Source organism: Bradyrhizobium sp. BLXBL-01 (assembly GCF_051853025.1).
Lineage (GTDB): Bacteria > Pseudomonadota > Alphaproteobacteria > Rhizobiales > Xanthobacteraceae > Bradyrhizobium.
On sequence record NZ_CP182471.1, the window covers coordinates 2954508 to 2981007 of the forward strand.

The 26500-nt window shown below is 63.2% G+C and carries 23 protein-coding genes and 2 pseudogenes; 20 read left to right on the top strand and 5 right to left on the bottom strand.

Annotation, left to right across the window (positions count from 1 at the left end):
* The first annotated feature begins 6 nt into the window (after nucleotides 1-6).
* Nucleotides 7-1113, top strand: a complete 1107-nt coding sequence (locus ACNJYA_RS13405) for a HigA family addiction module antitoxin (protein ID WP_439403093.1) — start codon at nucleotides 7-9, stop codon at nucleotides 1111-1113.
* Nucleotides 1110-1574 (top strand): hypothetical protein, encoded by a 465-nt coding sequence (locus tag ACNJYA_RS13410; protein WP_220003088.1) that lies wholly within the window; start codon nucleotides 1110-1112, stop codon nucleotides 1572-1574. The genes ACNJYA_RS13405 and ACNJYA_RS13410 overlap by 4 nt, the downstream gene beginning before the upstream one ends.
* Before the next feature lie 46 nt (nucleotides 1575-1620).
* Here the strand turns inward: ACNJYA_RS13410 and waaF (ACNJYA_RS13415) are convergent.
* Nucleotides 1621-2413 (bottom strand): annotated as a pseudogene (waaF, locus tag ACNJYA_RS13415) (lipopolysaccharide heptosyltransferase II); the annotation flags it as partial.
* Between the two features lie 190 nt (nucleotides 2414-2603).
* Between waaF (ACNJYA_RS13415) and ACNJYA_RS13420 the strand changes: the two are divergent.
* Genes ACNJYA_RS13420 through ACNJYA_RS13430 form a run of 3 tightly spaced genes read left to right on the top strand, consistent with a single transcriptional unit; the run spans nucleotide 2604 to nucleotide 4481 of the window.
* On the top strand, nucleotides 2604-2900 hold the full coding sequence (locus ACNJYA_RS13420) for a type II toxin-antitoxin system RelE/ParE family toxin (protein WP_439403092.1): 297 nt from the start codon (nucleotides 2604-2606) through the stop codon (nucleotides 2898-2900).
* Between the two features lie 13 nt (nucleotides 2901-2913).
* Entirely contained in the window at nucleotides 2914-4020 is a 1107-nt protein-coding gene (locus ACNJYA_RS13425; RefSeq protein ID WP_439403093.1) for a HigA family addiction module antitoxin, read from the top strand.
* Complete coding sequence (locus ACNJYA_RS13430) at nucleotides 4017-4481, top strand: hypothetical protein (protein ID WP_220003088.1); 465 nt, start codon at nucleotides 4017-4019, stop codon at nucleotides 4479-4481. Before ACNJYA_RS13425 ends, ACNJYA_RS13430 begins: the two co-directional genes overlap by 4 nt.
* Before the next feature lie 46 nt (nucleotides 4482-4527).
* Here the strand turns inward: ACNJYA_RS13430 and waaF (ACNJYA_RS13435) are convergent.
* Nucleotides 4528-5320, bottom strand: a pseudogene (waaF, locus tag ACNJYA_RS13435) (lipopolysaccharide heptosyltransferase II); the annotation flags it as partial.
* 190 nt (nucleotides 5321-5510) lie between these two features.
* On the opposite strand from waaF (ACNJYA_RS13435), the gene ACNJYA_RS13440 reads away from it, so the two are divergent.
* The 3 genes from ACNJYA_RS13440 to ACNJYA_RS13450 are packed head-to-tail and all read left to right on the top strand — an operon-like array spanning nucleotide 5511 to nucleotide 7388.
* Nucleotides 5511-5807 carry a type II toxin-antitoxin system RelE/ParE family toxin gene (locus tag ACNJYA_RS13440; RefSeq protein WP_439403092.1) on the top strand — a complete coding sequence of 99 codons (297 nt, stop codon included), beginning with the start codon at nucleotides 5511-5513 and terminating at the stop codon, nucleotides 5805-5807.
* A gap of 13 nt (nucleotides 5808-5820) precedes the next feature.
* Nucleotides 5821-6927, top strand: coding sequence for a HigA family addiction module antitoxin (locus ACNJYA_RS13445; protein WP_439403093.1), 1107 nt, complete (start codon nucleotides 5821-5823; stop codon nucleotides 6925-6927).
* Entirely contained in the window at nucleotides 6924-7388 is a 465-nt protein-coding gene (locus ACNJYA_RS13450) for a hypothetical protein (protein ID WP_220003088.1), read from the top strand. Before ACNJYA_RS13445 ends, ACNJYA_RS13450 begins: the two co-directional genes overlap by 4 nt.
* A gap of 46 nt (nucleotides 7389-7434) precedes the next feature.
* Here ACNJYA_RS13450 and waaF (ACNJYA_RS13455) read toward each other — a convergent pair whose 3' ends face one another.
* Nucleotides 7435-8541 carry a lipopolysaccharide heptosyltransferase II gene (waaF, locus tag ACNJYA_RS13455; protein ID WP_439403094.1) on the bottom strand — a complete coding sequence of 369 codons (1107 nt, stop codon included), beginning with the start codon at nucleotides 8539-8541 and terminating at the stop codon, nucleotides 7435-7437.
* A gap of 158 nt (nucleotides 8542-8699) precedes the next feature.
* Here waaF (ACNJYA_RS13455) and rfaD point away from each other — a divergent pair, with 158 nt between their 5' ends.
* The 6 genes from rfaD to ACNJYA_RS13485 all read left to right on the top strand — a co-directional run bounded on the left by rfaD (nucleotide 8700) and on the right by ACNJYA_RS13485 (nucleotide 16638).
* Nucleotides 8700-9680, top strand: a complete 981-nt coding sequence (gene rfaD, locus ACNJYA_RS13460) for an ADP-glyceromanno-heptose 6-epimerase (RefSeq protein ID WP_212260216.1) — start codon at nucleotides 8700-8702, stop codon at nucleotides 9678-9680.
* A gap of 13 nt (nucleotides 9681-9693) precedes the next feature.
* A complete protein-coding gene (rfaE1, locus tag ACNJYA_RS13465; RefSeq protein WP_212260218.1) occupies nucleotides 9694-11178 on the top strand; it encodes a D-glycero-beta-D-manno-heptose-7-phosphate kinase in 1485 nt (494 codons plus the stop codon).
* A complete protein-coding gene (locus ACNJYA_RS13470) occupies nucleotides 11175-12461 on the top strand; it encodes an O-antigen ligase family protein (RefSeq protein WP_439366597.1) in 1287 nt (428 codons plus the stop codon). Before rfaE1 ends, ACNJYA_RS13470 begins: the two co-directional genes overlap by 4 nt.
* Before the next feature lie 84 nt (nucleotides 12462-12545).
* Nucleotides 12546-14459, top strand: coding sequence for an SDR family NAD(P)-dependent oxidoreductase (locus ACNJYA_RS13475; RefSeq protein ID WP_439366598.1), 1914 nt, complete (start codon nucleotides 12546-12548; stop codon nucleotides 14457-14459).
* Nucleotides 14460-14461: 2 nt separating this feature from the next.
* A complete protein-coding gene (locus ACNJYA_RS13480) occupies nucleotides 14462-15694 on the top strand; it encodes a glycosyltransferase family 4 protein (RefSeq protein WP_439366599.1) in 1233 nt (410 codons plus the stop codon).
* A complete protein-coding gene (locus tag ACNJYA_RS13485; RefSeq protein ID WP_212260221.1) occupies nucleotides 15691-16638 on the top strand; it encodes an NAD-dependent epimerase/dehydratase family protein in 948 nt (315 codons plus the stop codon). Before ACNJYA_RS13480 ends, ACNJYA_RS13485 begins: the two co-directional genes overlap by 4 nt.
* Here ACNJYA_RS13485 and ACNJYA_RS13490 read toward each other — a convergent pair.
* Both ACNJYA_RS13490 and ACNJYA_RS13495 read right to left on the bottom strand, forming a co-directional pair.
* Nucleotides 16626-17645 carry an MraY family glycosyltransferase gene (locus ACNJYA_RS13490; protein WP_439366600.1) on the bottom strand — a complete coding sequence of 340 codons (1020 nt, stop codon included), beginning with the start codon at nucleotides 17643-17645 and terminating at the stop codon, nucleotides 16626-16628. The genes ACNJYA_RS13485 and ACNJYA_RS13490 overlap by 13 nt on opposite strands.
* Nucleotides 17642-18601 carry a lysylphosphatidylglycerol synthase transmembrane domain-containing protein gene (locus ACNJYA_RS13495; RefSeq protein ID WP_212260224.1) on the bottom strand — a complete coding sequence of 320 codons (960 nt, stop codon included), beginning with the start codon at nucleotides 18599-18601 and terminating at the stop codon, nucleotides 17642-17644. The genes ACNJYA_RS13490 and ACNJYA_RS13495 overlap by 4 nt, the downstream gene beginning before the upstream one ends.
* Before the next feature lie 250 nt (nucleotides 18602-18851).
* Between ACNJYA_RS13495 and ACNJYA_RS13500 the strand changes: the two genes are divergently transcribed.
* The 6 genes from ACNJYA_RS13500 to ACNJYA_RS13525 all read left to right on the top strand — a co-directional run bounded on the left by ACNJYA_RS13500 (nucleotide 18852) and on the right by ACNJYA_RS13525 (nucleotide 25953).
* Nucleotides 18852-19841, top strand: a complete 990-nt coding sequence (locus ACNJYA_RS13500; RefSeq protein WP_172785294.1) for an SDR family NAD(P)-dependent oxidoreductase — start codon at nucleotides 18852-18854, stop codon at nucleotides 19839-19841.
* Nucleotides 19842-19848: 7 nt separating this feature from the next.
* Nucleotides 19849-21261 (top strand): mannose-1-phosphate guanylyltransferase/mannose-6-phosphate isomerase, encoded by a 1413-nt coding sequence (locus tag ACNJYA_RS13505; RefSeq protein ID WP_439366601.1) that lies wholly within the window; start codon nucleotides 19849-19851, stop codon nucleotides 21259-21261.
* Nucleotides 21262-21442: 181 nt separating this feature from the next.
* Nucleotides 21443-22447: a Gfo/Idh/MocA family oxidoreductase gene (locus ACNJYA_RS13510; protein ID WP_439403095.1), complete on the top strand. Its 1005-nt coding sequence runs from the start codon at nucleotides 21443-21445 to the stop codon at nucleotides 22445-22447.
* Nucleotides 22448-22498: 51 nt separating this feature from the next.
* On the top strand, nucleotides 22499-23650 hold the full coding sequence (locus tag ACNJYA_RS13515; protein WP_439366602.1) for a DegT/DnrJ/EryC1/StrS family aminotransferase: 1152 nt from the start codon (nucleotides 22499-22501) through the stop codon (nucleotides 23648-23650).
* Nucleotides 23651-23839: 189 nt separating this feature from the next.
* Entirely contained in the window at nucleotides 23840-25369 is a 1530-nt protein-coding gene (gene murJ / locus ACNJYA_RS13520; protein WP_439366603.1) for a murein biosynthesis integral membrane protein MurJ, read from the top strand.
* A 131-nt stretch (nucleotides 25370-25500) separates the two neighbouring features.
* The gene (locus tag ACNJYA_RS13525; RefSeq protein WP_172785289.1) at nucleotides 25501-25953 is read left to right on the top strand and encodes a DoxX family protein; all 453 of its coding nucleotides are present in this window, start codon (nucleotides 25501-25503) and stop codon (nucleotides 25951-25953) included.
* Nucleotides 25954-26500: the final 547 nt, after the last annotated feature.

Below are 26500 nucleotides of genomic sequence, written 5' to 3' on the forward strand. Positions count from 1 at the left end.
GGCGAGATGACGGATAGACGACCCGCCGAAGTATTCCCTCCCGGGGAATTTTTGGCAGATGAGCTTGAGGCGCGTGGTTGGACTCAAACCGAGTTCGCAGAGATTATTGGTCGGCCTCAGAAATTAGTGAACGATGTTATTCTGGGAAAGCGCGCTATTACCCCGGAAACAGCTGCGGATTTCGCTGCTGCCCTGGGGACATCTGCACAGTTTTGGATGAACCTTGAAACTGCTTGGCAACTCTCCAAGGTTCCTCCTCGCGACGACTCTATCGCTCGCGCTGCCAAACTTCGCGAGCGCTTCCCTGTTCGGGAGATGTGTAAGCGTGGCTGGATTAAGCTTGGAGATTCAGCAGCCGAGCTTGAACGAAACGTCTTGTCGTTCTTCAATCTCAGTTCGATTGAAGATCCGATCGAATTCCAGCACGCCGCGCGTCGCAACTACAAGCGAGAGGTTACGGCGCATCAGTGGGCCTGGATCTTTCGGGTTAGTCAGCTGGCGACTGCGTTAAAGACGCCGCCATACTCTGAGGCGTCTCTTCGAAAGAGGAGTTCTGAGCTCGAACAGCTCATGGCCGAGCCAGAAGCAATTCGCAATGTGCCCCGAATTCTATTCGAATGTGGCGTTCGTCTCGTGGTTGTTGAGCCGATACCCGGTTCAGAAATTCAGGGGGTCTGTTTCTGGATCAATGAAAACAAATCTCCCGTCATAGGTCTCACTTTAAAGGGCGACCAAATCGATAAGTTCTGGTTCGACCTTTGGCACGAGCTAGAGCATGTCCTTAATGGTGACGGTAAGGGAGGCCTTATTATTGAGGATTTTGATGAAAGCAAAGCAGGAGATGATGAAGCCGAGATTAGAGCTAATCGCGCTGCTGCGAACCATTGCGTTCCGCTGGGAGCGATGAACGATTTTTTTCTTAGGCACAATCCGATGTTCTCTGAGAAGAGCTTTTTGGGATTTGCCCGAATTATGAAGCGTCACCCTGGTGTCGTTGCTGGGCAGCTTCAAAAGCGAACGGGTCGATGGGACCTATTTAAGAAGCATCAAGCCAAGATTAGACACATCATAACAGAGACCGCTCTAACTGACGGCTATGGAGTGAACTCATGACTTACGTCAAGCAGATGCAGCGTATTGTTGATGAGTACAGACTCGAAGGACTGTCCTGGCCAACCTCGGCCAAGAACATTGCGGATTGGGCGATCAGAACTGGACGTTGGGAGCTTCCTGCAGCAGCACTCAGGCGCCGTTGCGCTGACGATATCGCGTCAGCTATGCGCGAAGAATATATGACGGACCGAAAGGGTCGACGCGTTCGCCTCTTACATCCGGCCCCTCTGGAAACGGAGGGCCAGACAGAGATGGTGTGGGATGATATTCGCACGGCTTCGCGCGATCACATGCAGATATCCTTCCAGCATCGCAGGAAGGGAATCGTTGGAGACTGCCGCCAGATGAAGGTGGACGTGGATAGCTACAATGACGCCCACCCCGAAGCGGAGCCAATCCAGATCGTTTTCGACTTCACGATGGACTTGGCGGAACTGGAGGCCGCGGACGAGGCAGCTTAAGTGATCGCACCTTTGGTCATGCAAATAGCTTGTTCGACCTCGACGATCAGATTGATCCGCGCGCCCCCACTTCCCCCAGCACCCGCTGCGCAATTCCCACCACCTCGCTAGCTGCAATATTCCGCATGCAGCGGTGGTCGTTCACCTTGCAGACCGTGCTCTGGCAGGGCTGGCAGGACAGCGCTTCCTTGTCCTGCACCAGTGTCGCGGCGAGGCCGTTGAGCGGGGCCCAGAGGTAGGGGCTGGTGGGACCGAAGATGCCCATGGTCGGCGTGCCGAGGGCGGCTGCGATGTGCATCAGGCCGGAATCGTTGGAGATGGCAACGCCGGCGGCGGCCATGGCGAGGACGCCGTTGCGCAGATCGGTCCCGGTGAGATCGCGCACCCCCGGGCCGCGAGCGGTCCCAGGGCCGCCAGTGGTCCCCGGGCCGCCGGCGGCGACGATCTCCTGGGCAAGCCCCTTTTCGGCGGGGCCGCCGACCACCCAGACCTCGAGGCCGCGCTCGACCAGCAGGCGGGCAGCTTCGGGATAATAGGTCCAGCGCTTTGAAACGCCGACCGAGCCTGGGGCAAGCGCCACCGCGGCGCCGGCGCCAAGGCCATTGGCTTCGCGCCAGCGGGCGATGTCCTCGGCCGGAACGCGCAGTTGCGGCACCGGCCATTCCGCCGGCAGGGGCGCGCCGTCGGGCTGGGCGAGGGCGGCGTTCTTGTCGATGAAGCGGGGCAGCTTCTTCTCGCCCCAGCGCCAGCGGTTCAGCAGGCCGAACCGGAACTCGCCGACGAAGCCGACCCGTTCAGATGCCGACCAGCGCGGACAGCAGGGCGGTGCCGTAGCCCCGTCTGGTCCAGACTCAGTTCGGCATCGAGCAGGTCGACAAGGGAATCAGCTAGAAATTGTGGAGGGCTTGATTAGGGTTGTGGTCGCCATGTAACCTCATGTAAGTACTTACGAAAGTTTTATTACGTCATTGCGTGACGTAATGACTTGAAATAGTGTTAGATCGTGCTATATTTCGGCATGAGGGCGGCATGGAAGTGGAATTTGCGGATGAAAGTCTCGACCGGCTGGAAACCGACATCCAGTTCAATGCCGGATTCGATCGCGCCATCGTCAAGGGCTTTCGCAAGGTGATGCAAGTGATCCGCGCGGCGCCAGACGAGCGCGATTTCTATGCCCTTAAAGGATTGCACTTTGAAAAACTTGAAGGGGACCGATCGCATCAACGCTCGATGCGACTGACGGGCAAGTGGCGTTTGATTGTGGAACTTCATGGGCAGGCGCCGAACAAAGTCGTCCGCATCATGGGCATCGAAGATTATCACTGAGAGGGAGGGCGAGATGACGGATAGACGACCCGCCGAAGTATTCCCTCCCGGGGAATTTTTGGCAGATGAGCTTGAGGCGCGTGGTTGGACTCAAACCGAGTTCGCAGAGATTATTGGTCGGCCTCAGAAATTAGTGAACGATGTTATTCTGGGAAAGCGCGCTATTACCCCGGAAACAGCTGCGGATTTCGCTGCTGCCCTGGGGACATCTGCACAGTTTTGGATGAACCTTGAAACTGCTTGGCAACTCTCCAAGGTTCCTCCTCGCGACGACTCTATCGCTCGCGCTGCCAAACTTCGCGAGCGCTTCCCTGTTCGGGAGATGTGTAAGCGTGGCTGGATTAAGCTTGGAGATTCAGCAGCCGAGCTTGAACGAAACGTCTTGTCGTTCTTCAATCTCAGTTCGATTGAAGATCCGATCGAATTCCAGCACGCCGCGCGTCGCAACTACAAGCGAGAGGTTACGGCGCATCAGTGGGCCTGGATCTTTCGGGTTAGTCAGCTGGCGACTGCGTTAAAGACGCCGCCATACTCTGAGGCGTCTCTTCGAAAGAGGAGTTCTGAGCTCGAACAGCTCATGGCCGAGCCAGAAGCAATTCGCAATGTGCCCCGAATTCTATTCGAATGTGGCGTTCGTCTCGTGGTTGTTGAGCCGATACCCGGTTCAGAAATTCAGGGGGTCTGTTTCTGGATCAATGAAAACAAATCTCCCGTCATAGGTCTCACTTTAAAGGGCGACCAAATCGATAAGTTCTGGTTCGACCTTTGGCACGAGCTAGAGCATGTCCTTAATGGTGACGGTAAGGGAGGCCTTATTATTGAGGATTTTGATGAAAGCAAAGCAGGAGATGATGAAGCCGAGATTAGAGCTAATCGCGCTGCTGCGAACCATTGCGTTCCGCTGGGAGCGATGAACGATTTTTTTCTTAGGCACAATCCGATGTTCTCTGAGAAGAGCTTTTTGGGATTTGCCCGAATTATGAAGCGTCACCCTGGTGTCGTTGCTGGGCAGCTTCAAAAGCGAACGGGTCGATGGGACCTATTTAAGAAGCATCAAGCCAAGATTAGACACATCATAACAGAGACCGCTCTAACTGACGGCTATGGAGTGAACTCATGACTTACGTCAAGCAGATGCAGCGTATTGTTGATGAGTACAGACTCGAAGGACTGTCCTGGCCAACCTCGGCCAAGAACATTGCGGATTGGGCGATCAGAACTGGACGTTGGGAGCTTCCTGCAGCAGCACTCAGGCGCCGTTGCGCTGACGATATCGCGTCAGCTATGCGCGAAGAATATATGACGGACCGAAAGGGTCGACGCGTTCGCCTCTTACATCCGGCCCCTCTGGAAACGGAGGGCCAGACAGAGATGGTGTGGGATGATATTCGCACGGCTTCGCGCGATCACATGCAGATATCCTTCCAGCATCGCAGGAAGGGAATCGTTGGAGACTGCCGCCAGATGAAGGTGGACGTGGATAGCTACAATGACGCCCACCCCGAAGCGGAGCCAATCCAGATCGTTTTCGACTTCACGATGGACTTGGCGGAACTGGAGGCCGCGGACGAGGCAGCTTAAGTGATCGCACCTTTGGTCATGCAAATAGCTTGTTCGACCTCGACGATCAGATTGATCCGCGCGCCCCCACTTCCCCCAGCACCCGCTGCGCAATTCCCACCACCTCGCTAGCTGCAATATTCCGCATGCAGCGGTGGTCGTTCACCTTGCAGACCGTGCTCTGGCAGGGCTGGCAGGACAGCGCTTCCTTGTCCTGCACCAGTGTCGCGGCGAGGCCGTTGAGCGGGGCCCAGAGGTAGGGGCTGGTGGGACCGAAGATGCCCATGGTCGGCGTGCCGAGGGCGGCTGCGATGTGCATCAGGCCGGAATCGTTGGAGATGGCAACGCCGGCGGCGGCCATGGCGAGGACGCCGTTGCGCAGATCGGTCCCGGTGAGATCGCGCACCCCCGGGCCGCGAGCGGTCCCAGGGCCGCCAGTGGTCCCCGGGCCGCCGGCGGCGACGATCTCCTGGGCAAGCCCCTTTTCGGCGGGGCCGCCGACCACCCAGACCTCGAGGCCGCGCTCGACCAGCAGGCGGGCAGCTTCGGGATAATAGGTCCAGCGCTTTGAAACGCCGACCGAGCCTGGGGCAAGCGCCACCGCGGCGCCGGCGCCAAGGCCATTGGCTTCGCGCCAGCGGGCGATGTCCTCGGCCGGAACGCGCAGTTGCGGCACCGGCCATTCCGCCGGCAGGGGCGCGCCGTCGGGCTGGGCGAGGGCGGCGTTCTTGTCGATGAAGCGGGGCAGCTTCTTCTCGCCCCAGCGCCAGCGGTTCAGCAGGCCGAACCGGAACTCGCCGACGAAGCCGACCCGTTCAGATGCCGACCAGCGCGGACAGCAGGGCGGTGCCGTAGCCCCGTCTGGTCCAGACTCAGTTCGGCATCGAGCAGGTCGACAAGGGAATCAGCTAGAAATTGTGGAGGGCTTGATTAGGGTTGTGGTCGCCATGTAACCTCATGTAAGTACTTACGAAAGTTTTATTACGTCATTGCGTGACGTAATGACTTGAAATAGTGTTAGATCGTGCTATATTTCGGCATGAGGGCGGCATGGAAGTGGAATTTGCGGATGAAAGTCTCGACCGGCTGGAAACCGACATCCAGTTCAATGCCGGATTCGATCGCGCCATCGTCAAGGGCTTTCGCAAGGTGATGCAAGTGATCCGCGCGGCGCCAGACGAGCGCGATTTCTATGCCCTTAAAGGATTGCACTTTGAAAAACTTGAAGGGGACCGATCGCATCAACGCTCGATGCGACTGACGGGCAAGTGGCGTTTGATTGTGGAACTTCATGGGCAGGCGCCGAACAAAGTCGTCCGCATCATGGGCATCGAAGATTATCACTGAGAGGGAGGGCGAGATGACGGATAGACGACCCGCCGAAGTATTCCCTCCCGGGGAATTTTTGGCAGATGAGCTTGAGGCGCGTGGTTGGACTCAAACCGAGTTCGCAGAGATTATTGGTCGGCCTCAGAAATTAGTGAACGATGTTATTCTGGGAAAGCGCGCTATTACCCCGGAAACAGCTGCGGATTTCGCTGCTGCCCTGGGGACATCTGCACAGTTTTGGATGAACCTTGAAACTGCTTGGCAACTCTCCAAGGTTCCTCCTCGCGACGACTCTATCGCTCGCGCTGCCAAACTTCGCGAGCGCTTCCCTGTTCGGGAGATGTGTAAGCGTGGCTGGATTAAGCTTGGAGATTCAGCAGCCGAGCTTGAACGAAACGTCTTGTCGTTCTTCAATCTCAGTTCGATTGAAGATCCGATCGAATTCCAGCACGCCGCGCGTCGCAACTACAAGCGAGAGGTTACGGCGCATCAGTGGGCCTGGATCTTTCGGGTTAGTCAGCTGGCGACTGCGTTAAAGACGCCGCCATACTCTGAGGCGTCTCTTCGAAAGAGGAGTTCTGAGCTCGAACAGCTCATGGCCGAGCCAGAAGCAATTCGCAATGTGCCCCGAATTCTATTCGAATGTGGCGTTCGTCTCGTGGTTGTTGAGCCGATACCCGGTTCAGAAATTCAGGGGGTCTGTTTCTGGATCAATGAAAACAAATCTCCCGTCATAGGTCTCACTTTAAAGGGCGACCAAATCGATAAGTTCTGGTTCGACCTTTGGCACGAGCTAGAGCATGTCCTTAATGGTGACGGTAAGGGAGGCCTTATTATTGAGGATTTTGATGAAAGCAAAGCAGGAGATGATGAAGCCGAGATTAGAGCTAATCGCGCTGCTGCGAACCATTGCGTTCCGCTGGGAGCGATGAACGATTTTTTTCTTAGGCACAATCCGATGTTCTCTGAGAAGAGCTTTTTGGGATTTGCCCGAATTATGAAGCGTCACCCTGGTGTCGTTGCTGGGCAGCTTCAAAAGCGAACGGGTCGATGGGACCTATTTAAGAAGCATCAAGCCAAGATTAGACACATCATAACAGAGACCGCTCTAACTGACGGCTATGGAGTGAACTCATGACTTACGTCAAGCAGATGCAGCGTATTGTTGATGAGTACAGACTCGAAGGACTGTCCTGGCCAACCTCGGCCAAGAACATTGCGGATTGGGCGATCAGAACTGGACGTTGGGAGCTTCCTGCAGCAGCACTCAGGCGCCGTTGCGCTGACGATATCGCGTCAGCTATGCGCGAAGAATATATGACGGACCGAAAGGGTCGACGCGTTCGCCTCTTACATCCGGCCCCTCTGGAAACGGAGGGCCAGACAGAGATGGTGTGGGATGATATTCGCACGGCTTCGCGCGATCACATGCAGATATCCTTCCAGCATCGCAGGAAGGGAATCGTTGGAGACTGCCGCCAGATGAAGGTGGACGTGGATAGCTACAATGACGCCCACCCCGAAGCGGAGCCAATCCAGATCGTTTTCGACTTCACGATGGACTTGGCGGAACTGGAGGCCGCGGACGAGGCAGCTTAAGTGATCGCACCTTTGGTCATGCAAATAGCTTGTTCGACCTCGACGATCAGATTGATCCGCGCGCCCCCACTTCCCCCAGCACCCGCTGCGCAATTCCCACCACCTCGCTAGCTGCAATATTCCGCATGCAGCGGTGGTCGTTCACCTTGCAGACCGTGCTCTGGCAGGGCTGGCAGGACAGCGCTTCCTTGTCCTGCACCAGTGTCGCGGCGAGGCCGTTGAGCGGGGCCCAGAGGTAGGGGCTGGTGGGACCGAAGATGCCCATGGTCGGCGTGCCGAGGGCGGCTGCGATGTGCATCAGGCCGGAATCGTTGGAGATGGCAACGCCGGCGGCGGCCATGGCGAGGACGCCGTTGCGCAGATCGGTCCCGGTGAGATCGCGCACCCCCGGGCCGCGAGCGGTCCCAGGGCCGCCAGTGGTCCCCGGGCCGCCGGCGGCGACGATCTCCTGGGCAAGCCCCTTTTCGGCGGGGCCGCCGACCACCCAGACCTCGAGGCCGCGCTCGACCAGCAGGCGGGCAGCTTCGGGATAATAGGTCCAGCGCTTTGAAACGCCGACCGAGCCTGGGGCAAGCGCCACCGCGGCGCCGGCGCCAAGGCCATTGGCTTCGCGCCAGCGGGCGATGTCCTCGGCCGGAACGCGCAGTTGCGGCACCGGCCATTCCGCCGGCAGGGGCGCGCCGTCGGGCTGGGCGAGGGCGGCGTTCTTGTCGATGAAGCGGGGCAGCTTCTTCTCGCCCCAGCGCCAGCGGTTCAGCAGGCCGAACCGGAACTCGCCGACGAAGCCGACCCGTTCGGGAATACCGGCCAGCGCCGGCGCGATCGCCGCCTTCCAGGTCCGGGGCAGCACCAGGGCAGTGCCATAGTTCCGTTTCCGAAGCAGCCCTGCCAAGCCGAACTGGCGTGCGACGGCCAGCCGGCCGCGCGGCATGTCCCAGACGATGCCGGCGCGCACCCCGGGCATGTAATCGACCAGCGGGGCGCACAGGGACGTGGTGAGGAGATCGACCGGCCGGTTCGGCCAGCGTTCCTTCAGGACCCGCACGACGGTGTGATTCCGCACGAAATCGCCGATCCACATGTAGGGAACGATCAGGATCGGGCGCGTGTCGCTCCGGTCTGCATCACCACCAAGTTGCGAATCAATGTTCATTGGTTATTAGGACCGAAGACGTGCCGATATGGCGGCTCGGTTAGCCGCTCCGGGCCGGGAGGTAAAGCCGGCAGAAGAGCAATCCCAAAACCGCTTACACTTTGGCGGATCATGCGCTACGGCAGGATCGGGCACTTAAAATCGGGCAGGTAGGTGGAATGTTGCTGGTGACCGGCGGGGCCGGTTTTATCGGATCGAATGTCGTGGCTGCGCTGAACGAGGCCGGCCGCAGCGACGTCGTGGTCTGCGATTTCCTCGGAACCGAAGGCAAATGGCGCAACCTCGCCAAGCGGCAGCTTGTGGATATCGTTCCCCCCGCCGAGCTGATGGACTGGCTGAAGGGCCGCAAGCTCGAGGCCGTGATCCATCTCGGGGCGATTTCCGCAACCACAGCGACCGACGGCGACCTCGTCATCGAGACCAATTTCCGCCTGTCGATGCGCCTTCTGGACTGGTGCACGATGAATGCGGTGCCGTTCATCTACGCGTCCTCGGCGGCGACCTATGGCGACGGCACGGAAGGCTTCGACGACGATTCCTCGCTGCCGGCGCTGAAGAAATTGCGGCCGATGAATCTCTACGGCTGGAGCAAGCACCTGTTCGATCTCGCAATTGCCGAACGAGTGGCGCGCTGCGACCGGCTCCCGCCGCAATGGGCCGGCCTGAAATTCTTCAACGTGTTCGGCCCGAACGAATATCACAAGGGCTCGATGATGAGCGTGCTGGCGCGGCGCTTCGACGACGTGAGGGCTGGTCGCGTCGTGCAGCTGTTCAAGTCGCATCGCGAGGGCATCGAGGACGGCGATCAGCGTCGCGATTTCATCTATGTCGACGACGTCGTGCGCGTCGTCCTTTGGCTGCTGGCGACGCCGTCGGTGTCCGGCCTGTTCAACGTCGGCACCGGCAAGGCGCGCAGCTTCAAGGACCTCATGCTGGCTGCCTATGCCGCGCTCGGGGCCAGGCCCAACATCGAATACATCGACATGCCCGAGCAGATCCGCGACAGCTACCAGTATTTCACCCAGAGCGAGGTCGATCGTCTGCTCCGCGCCGGCTATAACGGCGGCTTCACGACGCTCGAGAACGCGGTGAAGGCCTATGTCGGGGACTATCTCGACCGGCCCGACCGCTTTCGCTGAGGCCCTGTAGACCATGCCGACGCCCATTCTCGATTTCGATGCCCTCGCGCAAGCCATCTCAGGCCGCACGGTGCTGTGCATCGGCGACATCATGCTGGACGAGTTCGTCTACGGCGAGGTGTCGCGGATCTCGCCGGAGGCGCCGGCGCCCGTCATCGCCGCCCAGCGCAGCGAGATCCACGTCGGCGGCGCCGGCAACGTCGCGCGCAACGTCGCTTCGCTCGGCGCGCGCTGCATCTTCGTCGGCCTCATCGGCGAGGATGATGCCGGTGCGCGGCTCGCGGCCGCGCTCGATGATCAAACCGGCATCGAAAGCGTGCTGGTGCGCGACGCCTCGCGGCCGACCACGCGAAAAGTCCGTTTCGTCTCCGAGCATTTTTCCACACACATGCTGCGCGCGGATTGGGAGCAGGCGCTGGCTGCGTCCGACGACGTCGAAACCAAATTGATCGACGCGATCCTGCCGCAGATCGCGCGCGCCGACATCGTGCTGCTGTCCGACTACGCCAAGGGCGTGCTGACGGCGCGCGTGATCCGCCACACCATCGATGCCGCCCGCAAGCTCGGCAAGCCCGTGATCGTCGATCCCAAGAGCCTGAACTGGGCGATCTATCGCGGCGCCACGCTGCTCACGCCGAACCGCAAGGAATTTTCGGAAGCGACCCGCAGCCGCGCCGAAACGGTGCAGAGCATCGTCGAGGCCAGCGAGGACGTGATGCGGCTCGCCGATTGCGAGGCGATCCTGGTGACGCAGGGCGAGCGCGGCATGACGCTGGTGCCGCGGAATGGCGGGGCGGTTCACGTGCCGGCCGTCCCGGTGAAGGTGCGCGACGTCTCCGGCGCCGGCGACACCGTCGCCGCTACGCTTGCGGTCTCGCTCGCGGCCGGCGCGGACTGGGACACGGCGCTGCGCATGGCCAATGCCGCCGCCGCCGTCGCCGTCGGCAAGCAGGGCACCGCCAGCGTCAGCGCGGCCGAGCTGCGACGCAAGATCCTGCCGCATGCGACGCTCGCGGCCGAGGAGAAGATCGTGCTCGATCCGGCCGCGCTCGACGCGCAGCTCGCCGAATGGAAAAGGCAGGGCCTTCGCGTCGGCTTCACCAATGGCTGTTTCGACATCCTCCATCCCGGTCACGTCAAGGTGCTGACCGCCGCGCGCGCCGCCTGCGACCGCCTGATCGTCGGACTCAACAGCGACGCCTCGGTGCGGCGGCTGAAGGGGGCCGATCGTCCGGTCCAGGACGAGCGCGCGCGTGCCGAGGTGCTCGCAGCGCTTGAGGCCGTCGATCTCGTCGTCATCTTCGCGGAAGACACGCCGATCGACCTCATCACCAGGATCAAGCCCGGCGTGCTGGTGAAGGGCGGTGACTACACCCGCGAGCAGGTCGTCGGCCACGAGGTGGTCGAGGCCGCGGGCGGGGTGGTCGTGCTGGTCGACATCCTCCAAGGCTTCAGCACGACGGCGCTGGTGCATCGCGCCCGGGGAGGGAGCAATTGACGGCGCTCGCACGGGAATCGACCAGCGAAATGTTGCATCGTCGTCTTCGCAGCCCCGCTGCCTGGCGCGAGACCGTCGATCTGTTTGCGATCCTGACCGCGGCCTCGCTGCCCTGGTCGACGTCGCTTGCCGGCATCTTCAACGCGCTGATGCTGCTCTGCATGGTGCCGTTTCTCGACGTTCCCGCGTTCCTGCAATCGCTGAAGCGCCCGATCTGCATCGCGCCGATCGCACTCTTCGCTCTCGCGCTGCTGGGGACGCTGTGGTCGGACGCAGCCTGGGGCGTCCGCCTCCACGCGGTCAGTCCGACCGTCAAGCTGCTCGTGCTGCCGGTCCTGCTCTACCATTTCGAGCGCTCGCCGCGGGGCAGGTGGGTGTTCGTCGCCTTCCTGGTATCCTGCGCGCTGTTGTCGGTGATGTCCTGGCTGGTCGCCTTCTATCCGAGCCTCACGCTCAAGACCGACCCCTTGGAGCGCGGTATTTTCGTCAAGAACTACATCGACCAGAGCCAGGAATTCGCGCTCTGCGCCGTCGCGCTTGCCTATCCGATCGTGATGCTGTTGCGCGAGAAGCGCTATTGGCTCGCCGGGCTGCTGACGGCGCTGGCGCTGAGCTTCTTCATCAATATGACGTTTGTAGTGGTGTCACGCACCGCGCTCGTCACCGTTCCGATCATGTTCGGGGTGTTTGCACTGCTTCATCTCAAATGGCGCAGTATCGCGCTCATTTCTGTCGCCTTGCTCGTCGCCGCAATTCTCGCCTGGCAGGCCTCGCCGTATTTGCGCCATACCGCCGAGCGGTTCTCCGACGACTACACCCGCTACATCGAGAGAGGCGAGCCGACCTCGCTCGGGCTGCGGCTCGAATTCTGGCGGAAATCGCTCGGCTTCTTCGCGGAGGCGCCGATCGTAGGGCACGGCACCGGCTCCACGCGCGGATTGTTCGAGCGCGTCGCGACGCCCGCCGGTCAGTACCAGGCGTCCGCCGAAGTGATTGGCAACCCCCACAACCAGACGCTGAACGTCGCCGTGCAATGGGGCGTGATCGGCGTCGCAGTCCTCTACGCGATCTGGATCCTGCATCTGCTGTTGTTCCGGGGCGACGGGCTTGCCACCTGGATCGGGCTCCTGGTCGTGGTGCAGAACGTCTTCACCTCGCTGTTCAACTCGCATTTGTTCGACTTCCACGAGGGCTGGATGTACGTCATCGGCGTCGGCGTGGCCGGCGGCATGGTGATCCGGGCACAACAGGCCGAGGCGAAGATGGGCGAAGGCGGTCCGTGAGCGGCCGCGCGGCTGGCAAGTCTTGTCCAGATGGGCTATCAGCGCGGTCAGGTTGTATCTAACTGGGTCTTCATCGGTCGGCGGATGACGCGTTTTTCGCATCTCACCTTGCGCAATTTCCTGATCGCGCTCCACGACCTGCTCGCGACCGCGGCGGCGCTTTTTGCCGCGTTCTATCTGCGATTCGAGGGCGGCGACGGCTTCTTCGACCGCCTGCCGCTGCTGTTCCAGATCCTGCCCTACTTCCTCGCCTTCAGCGTGGTGGTGTTTTTCATCTTCAACCTGACCACGACGAAATGGCGCTTCATTTCGCTGCCTGACGCGCTGAACATCATCCGCGTCGCGACGGTGCTGACGGTCGCCCTGCTCGTGCTCGACTACATCTTCGTCGCCCCCAATGTCCGCGGCGCCTTTTTCCTCGGCAAGGTGACGATCGTCCTCTACTGGTTCCTGGAGATATCCTTCCTCAGCGCGCTGCGCATGGCCTACCGCTACTTCCGCTATACGCGCGTGCGCCGCCATGCGAGGACCGATGATGCTGCGCCGACCCTGCTGATCGGCCGCGCCGCGGATGCCGAGGTGCTGCTGCGCGGAATCGAGAGCGGGGCGATCAAGCGGATCTGGCCGGTCGGCGTGCTGTCGCCGTCGAGCTCCGACCGCGGCCAGTTCATCCGCACCGTGCCGGTGCTGGGCGGTATCGACGACGTCGAGGACGTCATCGCCGATTTCGCCAAGCGCAACAAGCCGATCGCGCGCCTCGTCATGACGCCGTCGGCGTTCGAGCCGGAAGCCCGTCCGGAATCGATCCTGATGCGGGCGCGCAAGCTGGGCGTCATCGTCAACCGGATGCCCTCGCTGGAGAGCGGCGACACGCCGCGGCTCACGGCGGTCGCGGTCGAGGACCTCCTGCTGCGGCCGAGCGAGAAGATCGACTATGCACGCCTCGAGGCCCTGATCAGGGGCAAGGCCGTGCTCGTCACCGGTGGCGGCGGCTCGATCGGCTCGGAGATCTGCGAGCGCGTCGTGGCCTTCGGCGCCGCGCGGCTCCTGATCGTGGAGAACTCGGAGCCGGCGCTCTACGCGATCACCGAAGCGCTCGCCGCCCGCGGGACGGCGGCCGCGATCGAAGCCCGGATTGCCGACATTCGCGATCGCGAGCGCATCATGCGCTTGATGGCGGAGTTCAAGCCGGACATCGTATTCCACGCCGCGGCGCTCAAGCACGTTCCGATCCTCGAACGCGACTGGAGCGAAGGCGTCAAGACCAACATCTTCGGCTCGATCAACGTTGCCGATGCCGCCGTGGCGGCCGGCGCCGAGGCGATGGTGATGATCTCGACCGACAAGGCGATCGAGCCGGTGTCGATGCTCGGCCTGACCAAGCGCTTCGCGGAGATGTACTGCCAGGCGCTGGATCACGACCTCGCCGCCGGTGCGCGCGGGGGCAGGCCGCCGATGCGGCTGATCTCGGTGCGGTTCGGCAACGTGCTGGCCTCGAACGGCTCGGTGGTGCCGAAGTTCAAGGCCCAGATCGAGGCCGGCGGCCCGGTGACCGTCACGCATCCCGAGATGGTGCGCTACTTCATGACCATCCGCGAGGCCTGCGATCTCGTGGTCACCGCGGCCACGCATGCGCTCGGAACGCAGCGTGGCGACGTCTCCGTCTACGTGCTCAACATGGGCCAGCCGGTGAAGATCGTCGATCTCGCAGAGCGCATGATCCGCCTGTCGGGACTGCAGCCCGGCTACGACATCGAGATCGTGTTCACCGGCATGCGCCCGGGCGAACGCCTGCACGAGATCCTGTTCGCTTCGGAGGAGCCGACCCGCGAGATCGGCGTCGCCGGAATCATGGCCGCGCAGCCGAACGAACCGCCGATGCAGACGCTGCGCAAATGGATTGCGGCGCTGGAGCAGGCGATCGCGCGCGACGATCGCGCCACCATCAGGACCATTCTCAAGGACGCCGTCCCCGAATTCGGGTCGACCGCGGCCTGACCATGCAGCCGCAAGACAAGATCGCTGGCAAGATCGTCGTCGCGAGCCAGCACTACCCGCCTGACCCGAGCACGACGGCGGCGATCATGGCCGAGATCGCCTGCCGTCTCGCCGCCGAGCACGAGGTCGTCGTGCTCTCGGGCTCGCCGGGCGCATTGCCGGCAGCGCAGACCGGCCCGGGCAAGCCGCGCGTCGTCATGGTCAGGAACCGGATGGCGGGCAAGGCGGCGCTGGTGCGGCGCGGCGCCTCCGAGCTGTTGTTCGCAGTGCGCACGTTCCTCGCGTTGGTGCGGGAGCTGAGGCGAGGGGACGTCGTGCTCACGGTCACCGCGCCTTTCATGCTGCCCTATGCGGTGGCGGCGGCGGCACGGGTGAAGGGCGCGCGCTCGGCGCTGATCATGCACGACCTGTTTCCCGACGTGTTGGTGATGGCCGGCCTGTTGAAGCCCCGCTCCGTCGTGACGCGGACGATGCGCGCCGCCAACGGCCTGATGTTCCGTGCCCTCAACGCCGTCATCACCATCGGCCGCGACGCCGAGCGGCCGCTGCTCAGCTATTCGGGGATGAGGCGGAACAAGATCCGCTTCATCCCGAACTGGGCCACGCTCGTGCCCGCGCCGCGGCCGGTCACGCGGGACAATCCGTTCCGCAAGGCAATTCCGGCGCGCTTCATCGTCGGCCTGTCGGGCAATCTCGGCTTCACCCACGATCCCGAGATCGTGTTCGAAGCGGCGCGGCTTCTGAAGGACGAGGCGGACATTCACTTCCTGCTGTCCGGCTGGGGCATCGGTTTCGAGCGGCTGAAGCAGTTGCAGGCGGCGGCGAACCTCGCCAATGTCTCCTTTGTCGGGCGCGTCGAGGATTCCGAGCTCGACGCGTTCCTGGCCTCCGCCGATCTCTGGATCATTCCGTACCGGAAGAACGTTGCGGGCGTGTCGGTGCCGAGCCGGTTCTACAATCTGCTGGCGGTCGGCCGTCCCGTGGTGCTGGTGTCCGAGCCGGAGGCCGAGGCCGCGTTGACGGTGGTGGAGAGCAGGCTCGGCTGGGTGGTGCCGCCGGGCCGTGCCGACCTGCTCGCCGAAGCGATCCGGGCCGCGTTCCGTTCCGACGACGGTGCCATGGCGGCGCGGGCGGTGAAGGCAGCGTCACGGTTCGACAGGACCACCGCGATGAACGCCTATGCCGCGTTGATCGACGAATTGTTGCGCAACCCGGACCTGTCGGAGCAACGATGAGCGAACGTAGACCGGTCGTGCTGGTGACGGGAGCGAGCGGCTTCGTCGGCCGTCATCTCGTGCCGGCGCTCGAGGGCGCGGGATGGTCGGTCCGCCGTGCGGTCCGCGGCCCGGCAGGCGTCGATGGCGAGGTCGTGATCGAGACGATCGGTCCCGAGACCGACTGGCAGGCGGCGCTCGAAGGCGTCGACGCCGTCATCCATCTGGCCGCGCGCGTGCACCACAAGCACGAGGAGCACGCGGTCCAGCTCTACCGCAACGTCAACATCGCCGGCACGCTGCATTTGGCGCGCTGCGCGGCGGCGGCCGGCGTGCGCCAATTCGTCTTCATCAGCACCGTTCTCGTGCACGGCCGCAGCAATGAAGGCCGCGCGCCGTTCAGCGAAAGCGACGTGCTGACGCCGCGCGGCCTCTACGGCATGTCCAAGGCCGCGGCCGAGGCGGGCCTGAGGACGCTGGCGCGCGACAGCGACATGAAGATCACGGTGATCCGGCCGCCGCTGGTCTATGGCGCCGGGGCCAAGGGCAATTTCGCGCTGCTGACGCGTGCGGTGAGCCTGGGACTGCCGCTGCCCTTTGCGGCGATCCGCAACCAGCGCGCCTTCCTTGCCGTGCAGAACCTGTCGTCGTTCATCCTGCGCCGGCTCAGCCATCCTGATCCCACGAGCAATTTCGAGATCTTCCTGGTGGCCGACCGGGAACAGGTCTCGACGCCCGAATTCATCAGGCGCCTGGCCATTGCGTCCGGCAAGAACCCGGTTCTGTTCGGAATGCCGCCGAGACTGCTCGCGACGCTGCTCAGCGTGATGGGCCGGCAGGATACGCATGACAGCCTGATCGGCTCGCTCGAGCTCGACGTCTCCAAGGCGCTCGCGACCGGCTGGCAGCCGCAGGTCTCGCTCGACGAGGGGCTGCGGCAGGCGCTGGCGGCTCAGGACGCCTGAGGGCGGGAGAAGCGCCAGAGCAGGAGGGCGACCGCACCCGCGCCCGCAAGCAAGGCGAGGATCGTGATCGCCGTCGAGCCGGTGCGAACGGTCGCGACGGCGAGCAGGGCCAGCACGAGATTGAGCGCGAATGCTTCGCCGACGACCCGCTTGACCGTGAACCCGTTGTCGGTTGCACGCTGGTAAAAGTGGCTGCGGTGCGCCGACCAGAACGGCTCGCGCCGGATGATGCGCCGAAACAGCGTGATGGTGGAATCTGCAAGATAATAGGCTGGTAGCAGCAGCGCCGCGGCCGGCTCTCCCCGAAACGCGAGCTCCAAAAGGCACCAGCCGAGCAGCAGGCCGATCGGCAGGCTGCCGACATCGCCCAGGAAGACTTTTGCGACCGGACGGTTGAAGGGCGCAAAGCCGAGCATGGCGCCGCATAGCGCGGTGGCGACCAGCACGGCCGGCCATGAGAGATACCCGAGCATTCCCAGCAGCAGCAGCGCGGCGGTGACCGGCACGACCTCCGCCACCGTCATCAGGTCGAGCCCGTCCATGAAGTTGACGAGGTTCACGAACCAGACGCCGGCAAGCACGACGAGGCCGCGCTCCAGCGCAAGCGGCAGCGTCGGCACGATGCGCGCGGTGTCGGGCGCGGTGAACACCACCGCGCCGACGCAGGCGGCCTGCAGCACCAGCCGCACCAGCACGGGCAGCGACACGATGTCGTCGGCGAAGCCGACCAGGGCGATCACGATTGTCGCAGCGACCAGCGCCGGCGGGATCGCGACATTGGCCGAGACCCCCCACAGCGAGGCGACGATCAGCGTCGCGGCGATCACCGCGATGCCCGCGCCCTGCGGGGTCGGGATGCGATGCGAGGACCGGGCATTCGGCCGTGCCAGCGCGTAGCGCTGCAACAGGGGCCGGCTGGTCCAGGTGACGAGCGCCGAGATCAGCGCGGCGGCGGCAACGGCAATTAGCAGGGCCGCGCCGGCGAGCGCATCGGCAGCCGCGCTCACTCCCGCACTCCGATCGGGGTCGACCCTTGCGCGGCTTTCTCTGCGCTGAGGATCCAGACCAGACCGCCGACGGCCCCGACGATGAAGAACACGGCGCCGAACAGCAGCGAGACGTTGACGCCCTCGTTGGCGGAAAGCCCCGCAAAGCCGAACGCAAGGCTCATCGTGGCTTCACGCACGCCCCAGCCGGCGATCGAGATCGGCATCATCGTGATCAGCATCACCGGCGGCACGAGCAGAAAGACGTCGCTGAAACGAACCGGAGCCGCAATCGACTGCACGACGCACCAGGCGGTGACGACGGCGAGCACGTGAACGAGGACCGACAGGATCGCGATGAGGGGACCGCGGTTGCGGCTGAAGATCACGCGATTGGCGATGACGGCGCAGGCGTGAATGTGGTGCGTTGCCCACCAGGTCTTCAGCCAGCGCCATTTCAGCGCGCCGAAGATCAGGAAGCCGACGCCGGCGGCCAGCGCCAGGAGGTCGATGAGCAGCAGCGCCGAGCGCCCGTGCGGATCGGTGATGAGGGTGTAGCTCCAGGGCAGGCTCGCGACGATCACGATCGCGAGCGCGATGAGGCCGATGGCGCGGTCGACGAAGATCGAGTAGGTCGCCGCGCGCCAGCCGGCGCCGGCGCGTGCGACCAGCCACAGCCGCACCGCATCGCCGCCGATCGCCGACGGCAGGGTCTGGTTGAAGAACGAGCCGATCACGTTGTAGCGCATGGCGCGGCCGAGCTCGAGCGGCGCGCCGCAGACGGCGCTGATCTCGCGCCAGCGCAGCACGCCGACGAAGATCTGCAGGAACGTGACCGCGATCGCCATACCGATCCAGAACAGGCTGGTCACGGTGAAGCGGGAAAACAGCTCGGACAGGTCGACCTTGCGCAGCGCCAGATAGAGCAGCGCCACGGAGATCAGGATTTTGGCCGTCGACAACAGGATTCGGCGCATCTCGTCCGCATGAACAGGGTTTGCGAGGATTGAGGCAACCCGACGCGAGGCGCCGAATTCGGCCGCTTTGGTATGGTTTTGGCGCCGATCTTGCAAGAGCCGTCGTAAGGACGCGTCGTTAAGGACGCGTCGTTCAGGATGCGTCGTTAAGGACGCCATGACGAGGCCTCGCGAAGGAGCAGGGAGCCTATTGCGACCCCGCCGAGGTGACGGCTAAACAGGTGCGGGCGAGGGATCCCCAGGGAACAGGATGACGGATCAGGCGATTTTGGTCACGGGTGCCGCCGGCTTCATCGGCTTCCACGTCGCCCGGCAGCTGCTGGGCGAAGGCCGCGCCGTCGTCGGGCTCGACAATCTCAACAGCTATTACGATCCGGCGCTGAAGAAAGCGCGCCTTGCTCTGCTCAGGGACGAGCCCCGTTTCTCGTTCGTCGAGGCGGATCTCGCCGACCGCGAGACCATGGCGGCGCTGTTTGCGCAACATCGTTTTGCCAAAGTCGTGCATCTCGCCGCGCAGGCCGGCGTGCGCTACTCGATCGAGCAGCCGCAGACATACGCCGATTCCAATCTCGTCGGCTTCCTCAACGTGCTGGAGGGCTGCCGCAACAATGGCTGCCGTCATCTGGTCTACGCCTCGTCATCCTCCGTTTACGGCGCCAACACAAAACTGCCATTTGCGGTGGCAGACCGCACCGACCATCCCGTCAGCTTCTACGCCGCGACCAAGAAGGCGAACGAGGTGATGGCGCAGTCCTACAGCCACCTCTATCGCCTGCCGGTCACCGGGCTGCGCTTCTTCACCATCTACGGGCCATGGGGCCGCCCCGACATGGCCATGTTTCTGTTCGCGGGCGCCATCATGGCCGGCAAGCCGATCCGGATCTTCAACCATGGCAAAATGCGCCGCGATTTCACCTATATCGACGATGTGACGCGCGTCGTGTCCAAGCTGATCGATCTCGTGCCCGCGGACGATCCGGCTGCCGCAAATGCGCCGTTTAAGCTCTACAATGTCGGCAATCATCATCCGGAGGAACTGATGCACGTCGTCGGTCTTCTGGAGCGGGAGCTGGGCCGGACGGCGATCAAAGAATTGCTGCCGATGCAGCCGGGAGATGTGCTGGAAACGTTCGCGGATGTCGAGGATCTGATGCGCGACACCGGCTTTGCACCGTCAACGCCGATCGAGCATGGGGTTCATCATTTCGTCACCTGGTATCGGGACTATTTCAAGGTTTGAGATCACGATGGACAAACGCATAATCCCCCTGATCATGTGCGGCGGCGCCGGCACGCGGCTGTGGCCCGCCTCGCGCGAGGTGCGGCCCAAGCAGTTCCTGCCGCTGTTCGGCACGCGCTCGACGTTCCAGGACACGCTGCTGCGCGTGTCCGATCCCTCGCTGTTCGACCGGCCGATCGTCATCACCAACGCGTCCTATCGCTTCATGGTGCTGGAGCAGCTCGCCGAGATCGGCATCGAGGCGGACGTGATCCTCGAGCCGATGCGGCGCGATTCCGGCCCTGCGATCGCCGCCGGCGCTGTGTTCGCGCAGAACCGCGTCAATGAGGCCATCGTGCTCGCGCTCGCCGCCGATCACGTCGTGCAGAATAATGCCGCCTTCGTCGCCGCCTGCCGCGAAGGCCTCACCGCGGCAAATGCCGGGCGCATCGTCACCTTCGGCGTCAAGCCGGAGCGGCCGGCGACCGAATACGGCTACATCAATCCGGGCGAGGTGATCTCGGGCGAGGTGCATGCGGTTACACGCTTCGTCGAGAAGCCGGATGCGGTGAAGGCCTCCGACTACGTCAATTCGGGCTATTTCTGGAACAGCGGCAACTTCATGTTCCCGGCGAGCGTGCTGCTCGACGAATATCGCAGGGTCGATGCGGCAAGCGTCGAGGCGATCACCAATGCGGTCAACAATGCCGGCCGCGATCTCGGCTTCGTCACGCTGGAGCCCGAGGCGTTCGGCGCGGCGAAAGCGATCTCGATCGACTATGCGGTGATGGAGAAGACCGCGCGCGCGGCCGTCGTGCCGGTGTCGTGCGGCTGGTCCGACGTCGGCTCCTGGCATGCGGTGTGGGAATTGTCGGAGAAGGACGCGCTGGGCAATGCCGCGCACGGCACCGCCGTGTTCGAGGATTCCCGCAATTGCAACGTCACCACCGATTCCGCGCTGGTCGCGCTCGAAGGCGTCGACGATCTCGTCGTGGTCGCCACCGCGGATGCGGTGCTGGTCTCGCGGCAGAAGGATGCCAACGGGCTGAAGCGCCTGGTGACGAAGCTGAAGGCGGTCGCGCCGAAGGTCACCGAGGAGCATCTCAAGGTGCACCGGCCCTGGGGCAGCTATCAGTCGGTCGACAATGGCGAGCGCCACCAGGTCAAGCGCATCGTGGTCAAGCCGGGCGGGCGGCTGTCGCTGCAGAAGCACCATCATCGTGCCGAGCACTGGATCGTGGTCCGCGGCACGGCCCAGGTCACCGTCAACGAGACCGTGAAGACGGTGCACGAGAACGAGTCGATCTATATCCCGATGGGCGCCGTCCACCGGATGGAGAATCCCGGCAAGATCCAGCTGGAGCTGATCGAGGTCCAGACCGGCTCTTATCTCGGGGAAGACGACATCATCCGGATTGAAGACGACTATCAAAGGTCGTAACCAGCAACTCCGAATCACGCGACCCGGGCCGAGAAGCGGTATCTTTTTCGGCCTAAGGCCCGGGGAACGTGTAACTTTTTGAATCAAATCGTGTCCGGACCGTCAGGCCGGCATTCGCCACAAATGTGGCGCCCGTGCTAGAAGCGGCCCGGGGATTTGCGTTGAATCGGGGTTTGCTCACATGAGTTCCAAAGGGTCTGCACCGGCAAAGGCCGGCTTGCGCGTCGGTGTCATCGGTGCCGGCGTGATGGGCAGCAACCATGCGCGCGTGCTCAGCGGCCTGCCCGGCGTCAGCCTCGTCGGCGTCGTCGATCCCTCGCCGGCGCATCGCGCGCGGGCAACCGAACTCGCCAATTGCGAAAGCTTCGAGACGCTCGACCAGCTGTTCGCCGAAGGCGTCGATGCCGTTACCGTCGCGGCGCCGACCCATCTGCATCACGAGATCGCGCTCGCCTGCATCGCCAAGAACATCCACGTTCTCGTCGAGAAGCCGATCGCATCCACGGTGGAAGAGGGCCGCGAGATCGTCGCCGCGGCACAGAAGGCCGGCGTCACGCTGATGGTCGGCCATGTCGAGCGCTTCAATCCGGCGGTTGCTGCGGTCAAGCAGGCGATCGCGGGCGAGGACATTCTCTCCATCGCGATCACCCGCGTCGGCCCGTTCCCGCCGCGCATGTCCAATGTCGGCGTCGTCATCGACCTTGCCGTGCACGACATCGATCTGATCCGCTGGTTCACCGAATCCGACATCGTCGAGGTGCAGCCGCAATTGTCGAGCGCCGTCGCCGAACGCGAGGACATCGCGCTGCTGCAGTTCCGCACCGAGAGCGGCGTGCTCGCCCACATCAACACCAACTGGCTGACGCCGTTCAAGGCGCGCAGCGTCACGGTCGCGACGCGCGGCAAATACGTGATGGGTGATCTCCTGACGCGCCAGGTCACCGAATGCTTCGGCTTCAAACCCGACGGCAGCTACTCGATGCGGCATCTGCCGGTCGGCCATGACGAGCCGCTGCGCGCCGAGCTGATCGCGTTCCTCAAGGCGGTGCGCAACGGCGAGACGCCGGCGGTGACGGGCGACGAGGGCGTCGCCAGCCTCGAGATCGCCACGCAGTGCCTGGAGACGCCCTCGCGTCCTGCGGCGACGTCACCCGCGCGCAAGGCGCCGCGCCGCGTCGCCGGCTGATTCCTTTCCATGTCGACCGCTCAAACGTCACAAGGCGCCAAAAATCAGGTCATGAACCAGCATCTGCGTTCCGAACCCATTCCCTTCATCGACGTCGCCTCGCAGCGCCGCCGGCTCGGCGCCTCGCTCGATGCCGCCGTCAAGCGCGTGATGGACCATTGCCAGTTCGTCAACGGCCCTGAAGTCTTCGAGCTCGAGAAGCAGCTCGCGGCCTATTCCGGCGCCAAGCATGTGATCGGCTGCGCCAGCGGCACCGATGCGATCCTGATGGTGATGATGGCCAGGAATGTCGGGCCCGGCGATGCCGTGCTGTGTCCGTCCTTCACCTTCATCGCCACGGCCTCGCCGGTGGCGCGGACCGGCGCGACGCCAGTTTACGTCGACGTCGACGAGACCACCTTCAACATGAGCCCTGAATCGCTCAAGCGCGGCATCGCCACCGCCCGCAAGGCTGGTCTCAAGCCGGTCGCGGTGATTCCGGTCGATTTGTTCGGCCAGCCCGCCGATCACGATGCCATCGCCGAGATCGCCAGGGCCGAAGGCCTGTTCGTGCTCGACGACGCCGCGCAAGGCTTTGGCGCAAGCTACAAGGGTCGCAAGCTCGGAACGCTCGGGCACGCCACTGCGACCAGCTTCTTCCCGGCAAAGCCGCTCGGCTGCTTCGGCGACGGTGGCGCGATCTTCACCGATGACGACGAGCTCGCTGCCACCTTGCGCAGCATCCGCGTGCACGGGCAGGGCGTCGACAAATACGACAATGTCCGTCTCGGCCTCACCGGCCGGCTCGACACCATGCAGGCCGCGGTCCTGATCGAGAAGCTGAAGATCTTTGACGACGAGATCGCCGCCCGCAACAAGGTCGCCGAGCGCTATGCGCGCGGCCTGTCCAATGTCGTCACCGTGCCGCGCCTTGCGCCCGGCAATACCTCGGTCTGGGCGCAGTACACCATTCGCCTTCCCAAGGGGACCGACCGCGACGGCTTTGCCGCCGCGTTGAAAGCCCAGGGCGTGCCGACCGCGATCTATTACGGCAAGTCGATGCATCAGCAGACCGCCTACAAGCAATATCCGGTCGCCGAGGGCGGCCTGCCGGGTTGCGAGAGCCTGTCGCAGGACGTCATCAGCCTGCCGATGCATGCCTACCTAACCGAAGCCGACCAGGAGCGAATCATCGCCGCCGTCCGCGGCGCGCTCGCGGGTTGATCTTGCTTTCACCTCTCCCGCTTGCGGGAGAGGTCGGCGCGTAGCGCCGGGTGAGGGCTCTTTCCTCTTGGGGGCTCTCGCTTGCGGAGACACCCTCTTCCCAACCCTCCCCCGCAAGCGGGGGAGGGAGCTGACTTCCGCCGCGGTTTGCACCTAGACCTATTCCTGACATGCTCTAGAAGAGTCCGCATGCTCGGACGCATCTTCACGGTCGGTGGTTACACGCTGCTGTCGCGGCTGACGGGGTTTGCCCGCGACATCATGCTCGCGGCGATTCTCGGCGCCGGCCCGTTGGCCGACGCCTTTTTCGTGGCGCTGCGGCTGCCCAACCATTTCCGCGCGATCTTCGCCGAGGGCGCCTTCAACGCCGCCTGGGTGCCGGCCTATGCCCATGTCCATGGCGAGAAGGGCGAAGCGGCGGCAAAGCTGTTCGCCGACCGCATCTTCACGCTGCTCCTGGCCTCGCAGGTGGTGCTGCTGATCCTCGCCTGGCTGTTCATGCCGCAGGCCATGAGCATTTTGGCGCCGGGCTTTTCCGAGGATGCCGAGCAGCGCAAGCTCGCGATCGAGCTGACCCGGATCACTTTTCCTTATCTCCTGCTGATCACGCTGGTGACGCTCTATGGCGGCATGCTCAACGTGATGCAGCGCTTCGCCAGCGCCGCGGCCGCCTCGATCTTTCTCAACGTCGCGATGATGATGACGTTGGCGGTTGCCGTCTGGTTTCCGACCGCGGGTCATGCCGCCGCCTGGGGCGTGCTGATCTCCGGCTTCCTGCAATATTTCCTGCTCGCCGGCGATCTCGCCCGCCATGGCGGCCTGCCGCGCTTTGCGCCGCTCAAGCTCGACGAGGACGTTCGCGGATTCTTTAGGGCGTTGGGACCTGCGACGCTGGGCTCGATGGGCACGCAGGTCGCGCTGTTCGCCGACACCATCATCGCGACCTTCCTGCCGGCCGGCGCGCTGTCGGCGCTCTACTACGCCGACCGGCTCAACCAGCTGCCGATCGGCGTCATCGGCATCGCTATCGGCACGGTGCTGCTGCCGGAGATGTCGCGACGGATCACGGCGAACGACCACGACGGCGCGCTGAAGGCACAGCGCCGCGCCTTCGATTTCACGCTGCTGTTCTCGGTGCCGTTCGTCGCAGCGTTTCTCACCGTGCCCGATGCGATCATGCGCGCGCTTTTTGCGCGCGGTGCGTTCTCCAAGGCCGATGCAGCCGCCGCCGGTGCGACGCTCGCGGCCTATGCCATCGGCCTCATCCCCTTCGTGCTGATCCGCAGTGCGGTCGCGACCTTCTATGCCCGCAAGGACACCGCGACGCCGGTGCGGGCGTCGCTGACCGGCATCGCCGTCAACGTCGCGCTCAAGGTCGCGTTGATGGGATCGCTCGCGCAGATCGGCCTTGCGCTGGCCACCGCCATCGGCGTCTGGACCAATCTCCTGCTGGTGCTCTTCTTCGCAGTTCGGCGCGGCTTCCTCGTGCCGGACCGCGCCTGGCTGTTGTCGCTCGCCAAATTCCTGCTGATCGGATTGATCCTCGCCACGGCGTTCTGGCTGATCGCGCGCTTCAGCCCGGTCGTTCTTTCCTCCGTGCACACCTTCCGGGACGAAGCGACGCTGGCCCTGCTCGCCGTCGGCGGTACCATCGTCTACGCGCTCGCAATCCTCGTGCTGTTCGGCCGCAGCTGGCTGGTCTCGCTGGTGCGCGGCTAGGGTCGCATCCGGATTTATCCATTTACCGCTGCCTCACACGGACCGGCGACCGGAATCCTTCATAAGGTCGGCCGATCGTGATACGATTTTCCGATATTCGGGTGCCCTGCTCAGGAGACGAGGCAACTACCATGCCATTCCGCTCACCCTGGTCCACGCGGATCGACGAGTTCGCCACCAGCAACGCCGACCTGCTCATCCTCATCGGCCGTGTCCTGCTTGCATGGGTCTTCGTTGGAAGCGCCTATGGAGCACTCACCAACTTCAGTGGCTCGGTGAGTTATTTTCGGTCGCTGAACCTCCCGGTGCCCCAGCTGCTCACGGCGATCAACGTCGTGCTGGAAATCGTGATATCGGTTGGCTTGATACTCGGCATCGGCACGCGCTACTGCGCAATTTTGACGTTTCTGTTCGTATTGGCGGCCACTGCAATTGGACATCGTTACTGGGAGTATCCCGCTGGTCCGCAACAGATTGGCCAGTACAATCACTTCTTGAAGAACATCTCCATCATGGGAGGCGCTCTGTTGATCCTGGTCACCGGAGGAGGCCGGTTCTCCCTCGACCGGAGGGTGGGACGCTAAAGCGCGATGCGATTAGGAAGAATCGTCATCGCGCTTTAGGTTATTGTTTGAGCATGGTCTTCGGAAAACCGCTGCACACTTTTCCGGATCATGCTCTAGCAGCGTCACCGTACCCGCTGAGTCACGAAACATTGCGGCCGCAGGATGCGTGCGCCTGGTTCGTTCGCTTCACGCCAGCAACAACGTGACGAGCAGTTCTGCCAGTTTGACAGCTGCCAAGCCGCGCCGAGGCCGTTTTGCGTCACTTCGTCCTGAGTCTGAAAGCAACCGCGATCAGATGGCCGAGGTGTTTCGAGACGGGCTTGAGGTGTTCACCCAGGATCCTCGAGAAGAGCATCAGCCACGTCGCAAGCGCGGCACACCACAAAAGGCTTTCCAATGCTTCGGGCATGAGGTCACCCTTCCAAACAATTACTTGAAATGCGACGAGTGTGGCCGAACGGGAGCCGTGCGACAAGCCCTCCAGAAAGTGGCAAGCCGCCGAAATGCTCGGAAGCGCGTTAGCTCACCATGCGTCGCGGAAGCAGCGAATTGAGGGCAACGAGCT

Coding starts and splice junctions, on each gene's coding strand:
- ACNJYA_RS13405 (WP_439403093.1), top strand. CDS start 7: ATGACGGATAGACGACCCGCCGAAGTATTCCCTCCCGGGGAATTTTTG.
- ACNJYA_RS13410 (WP_220003088.1), top strand. CDS start 1,110: ATGACTTACGTCAAGCAGATGCAGCGTATTGTTGATGAGTACAGACTC.
- ACNJYA_RS13420 (WP_439403092.1), top strand. CDS start 2,604: ATGGAAGTGGAATTTGCGGATGAAAGTCTCGACCGGCTGGAAACCGAC.
- ACNJYA_RS13425 (WP_439403093.1), top strand. CDS start 2,914: ATGACGGATAGACGACCCGCCGAAGTATTCCCTCCCGGGGAATTTTTG.
- ACNJYA_RS13430 (WP_220003088.1), top strand. CDS start 4,017: ATGACTTACGTCAAGCAGATGCAGCGTATTGTTGATGAGTACAGACTC.
- ACNJYA_RS13440 (WP_439403092.1), top strand. CDS start 5,511: ATGGAAGTGGAATTTGCGGATGAAAGTCTCGACCGGCTGGAAACCGAC.
- ACNJYA_RS13445 (WP_439403093.1), top strand. CDS start 5,821: ATGACGGATAGACGACCCGCCGAAGTATTCCCTCCCGGGGAATTTTTG.
- ACNJYA_RS13450 (WP_220003088.1), top strand. CDS start 6,924: ATGACTTACGTCAAGCAGATGCAGCGTATTGTTGATGAGTACAGACTC.
- waaF (WP_439403094.1), bottom strand. CDS start 8,541: ATGAACATTGATTCGCAACTTGGTGGTGATGCAGACCGGAGCGACACG.
- rfaD (WP_212260216.1), top strand. CDS start 8,700: ATGTTGCTGGTGACCGGCGGGGCCGGTTTTATCGGATCGAATGTCGTG.
- rfaE1 (WP_212260218.1), top strand. CDS start 9,694: ATGCCGACGCCCATTCTCGATTTCGATGCCCTCGCGCAAGCCATCTCA.
- ACNJYA_RS13475 (WP_439366598.1), top strand. CDS start 12,546: ATGACGCGTTTTTCGCATCTCACCTTGCGCAATTTCCTGATCGCGCTC.
- ACNJYA_RS13480 (WP_439366599.1), top strand. CDS start 14,462: ATGCAGCCGCAAGACAAGATCGCTGGCAAGATCGTCGTCGCGAGCCAG.
- ACNJYA_RS13485 (WP_212260221.1), top strand. CDS start 15,691: ATGAGCGAACGTAGACCGGTCGTGCTGGTGACGGGAGCGAGCGGCTTC.
- ACNJYA_RS13495 (WP_212260224.1), bottom strand. CDS start 18,601: ATGCGCCGAATCCTGTTGTCGACGGCCAAAATCCTGATCTCCGTGGCG.
- ACNJYA_RS13500 (WP_172785294.1), top strand. CDS start 18,852: ATGACGGATCAGGCGATTTTGGTCACGGGTGCCGCCGGCTTCATCGGC.
- ACNJYA_RS13505 (WP_439366601.1), top strand. CDS start 19,849: ATGGACAAACGCATAATCCCCCTGATCATGTGCGGCGGCGCCGGCACG.
- ACNJYA_RS13510 (WP_439403095.1), top strand. CDS start 21,443: ATGAGTTCCAAAGGGTCTGCACCGGCAAAGGCCGGCTTGCGCGTCGGT.
- ACNJYA_RS13515 (WP_439366602.1), top strand. CDS start 22,499: ATGAACCAGCATCTGCGTTCCGAACCCATTCCCTTCATCGACGTCGCC.
- murJ (WP_439366603.1), top strand. CDS start 23,840: ATGCTCGGACGCATCTTCACGGTCGGTGGTTACACGCTGCTGTCGCGG.
- ACNJYA_RS13525 (WP_172785289.1), top strand. CDS start 25,501: ATGCCATTCCGCTCACCCTGGTCCACGCGGATCGACGAGTTCGCCACC.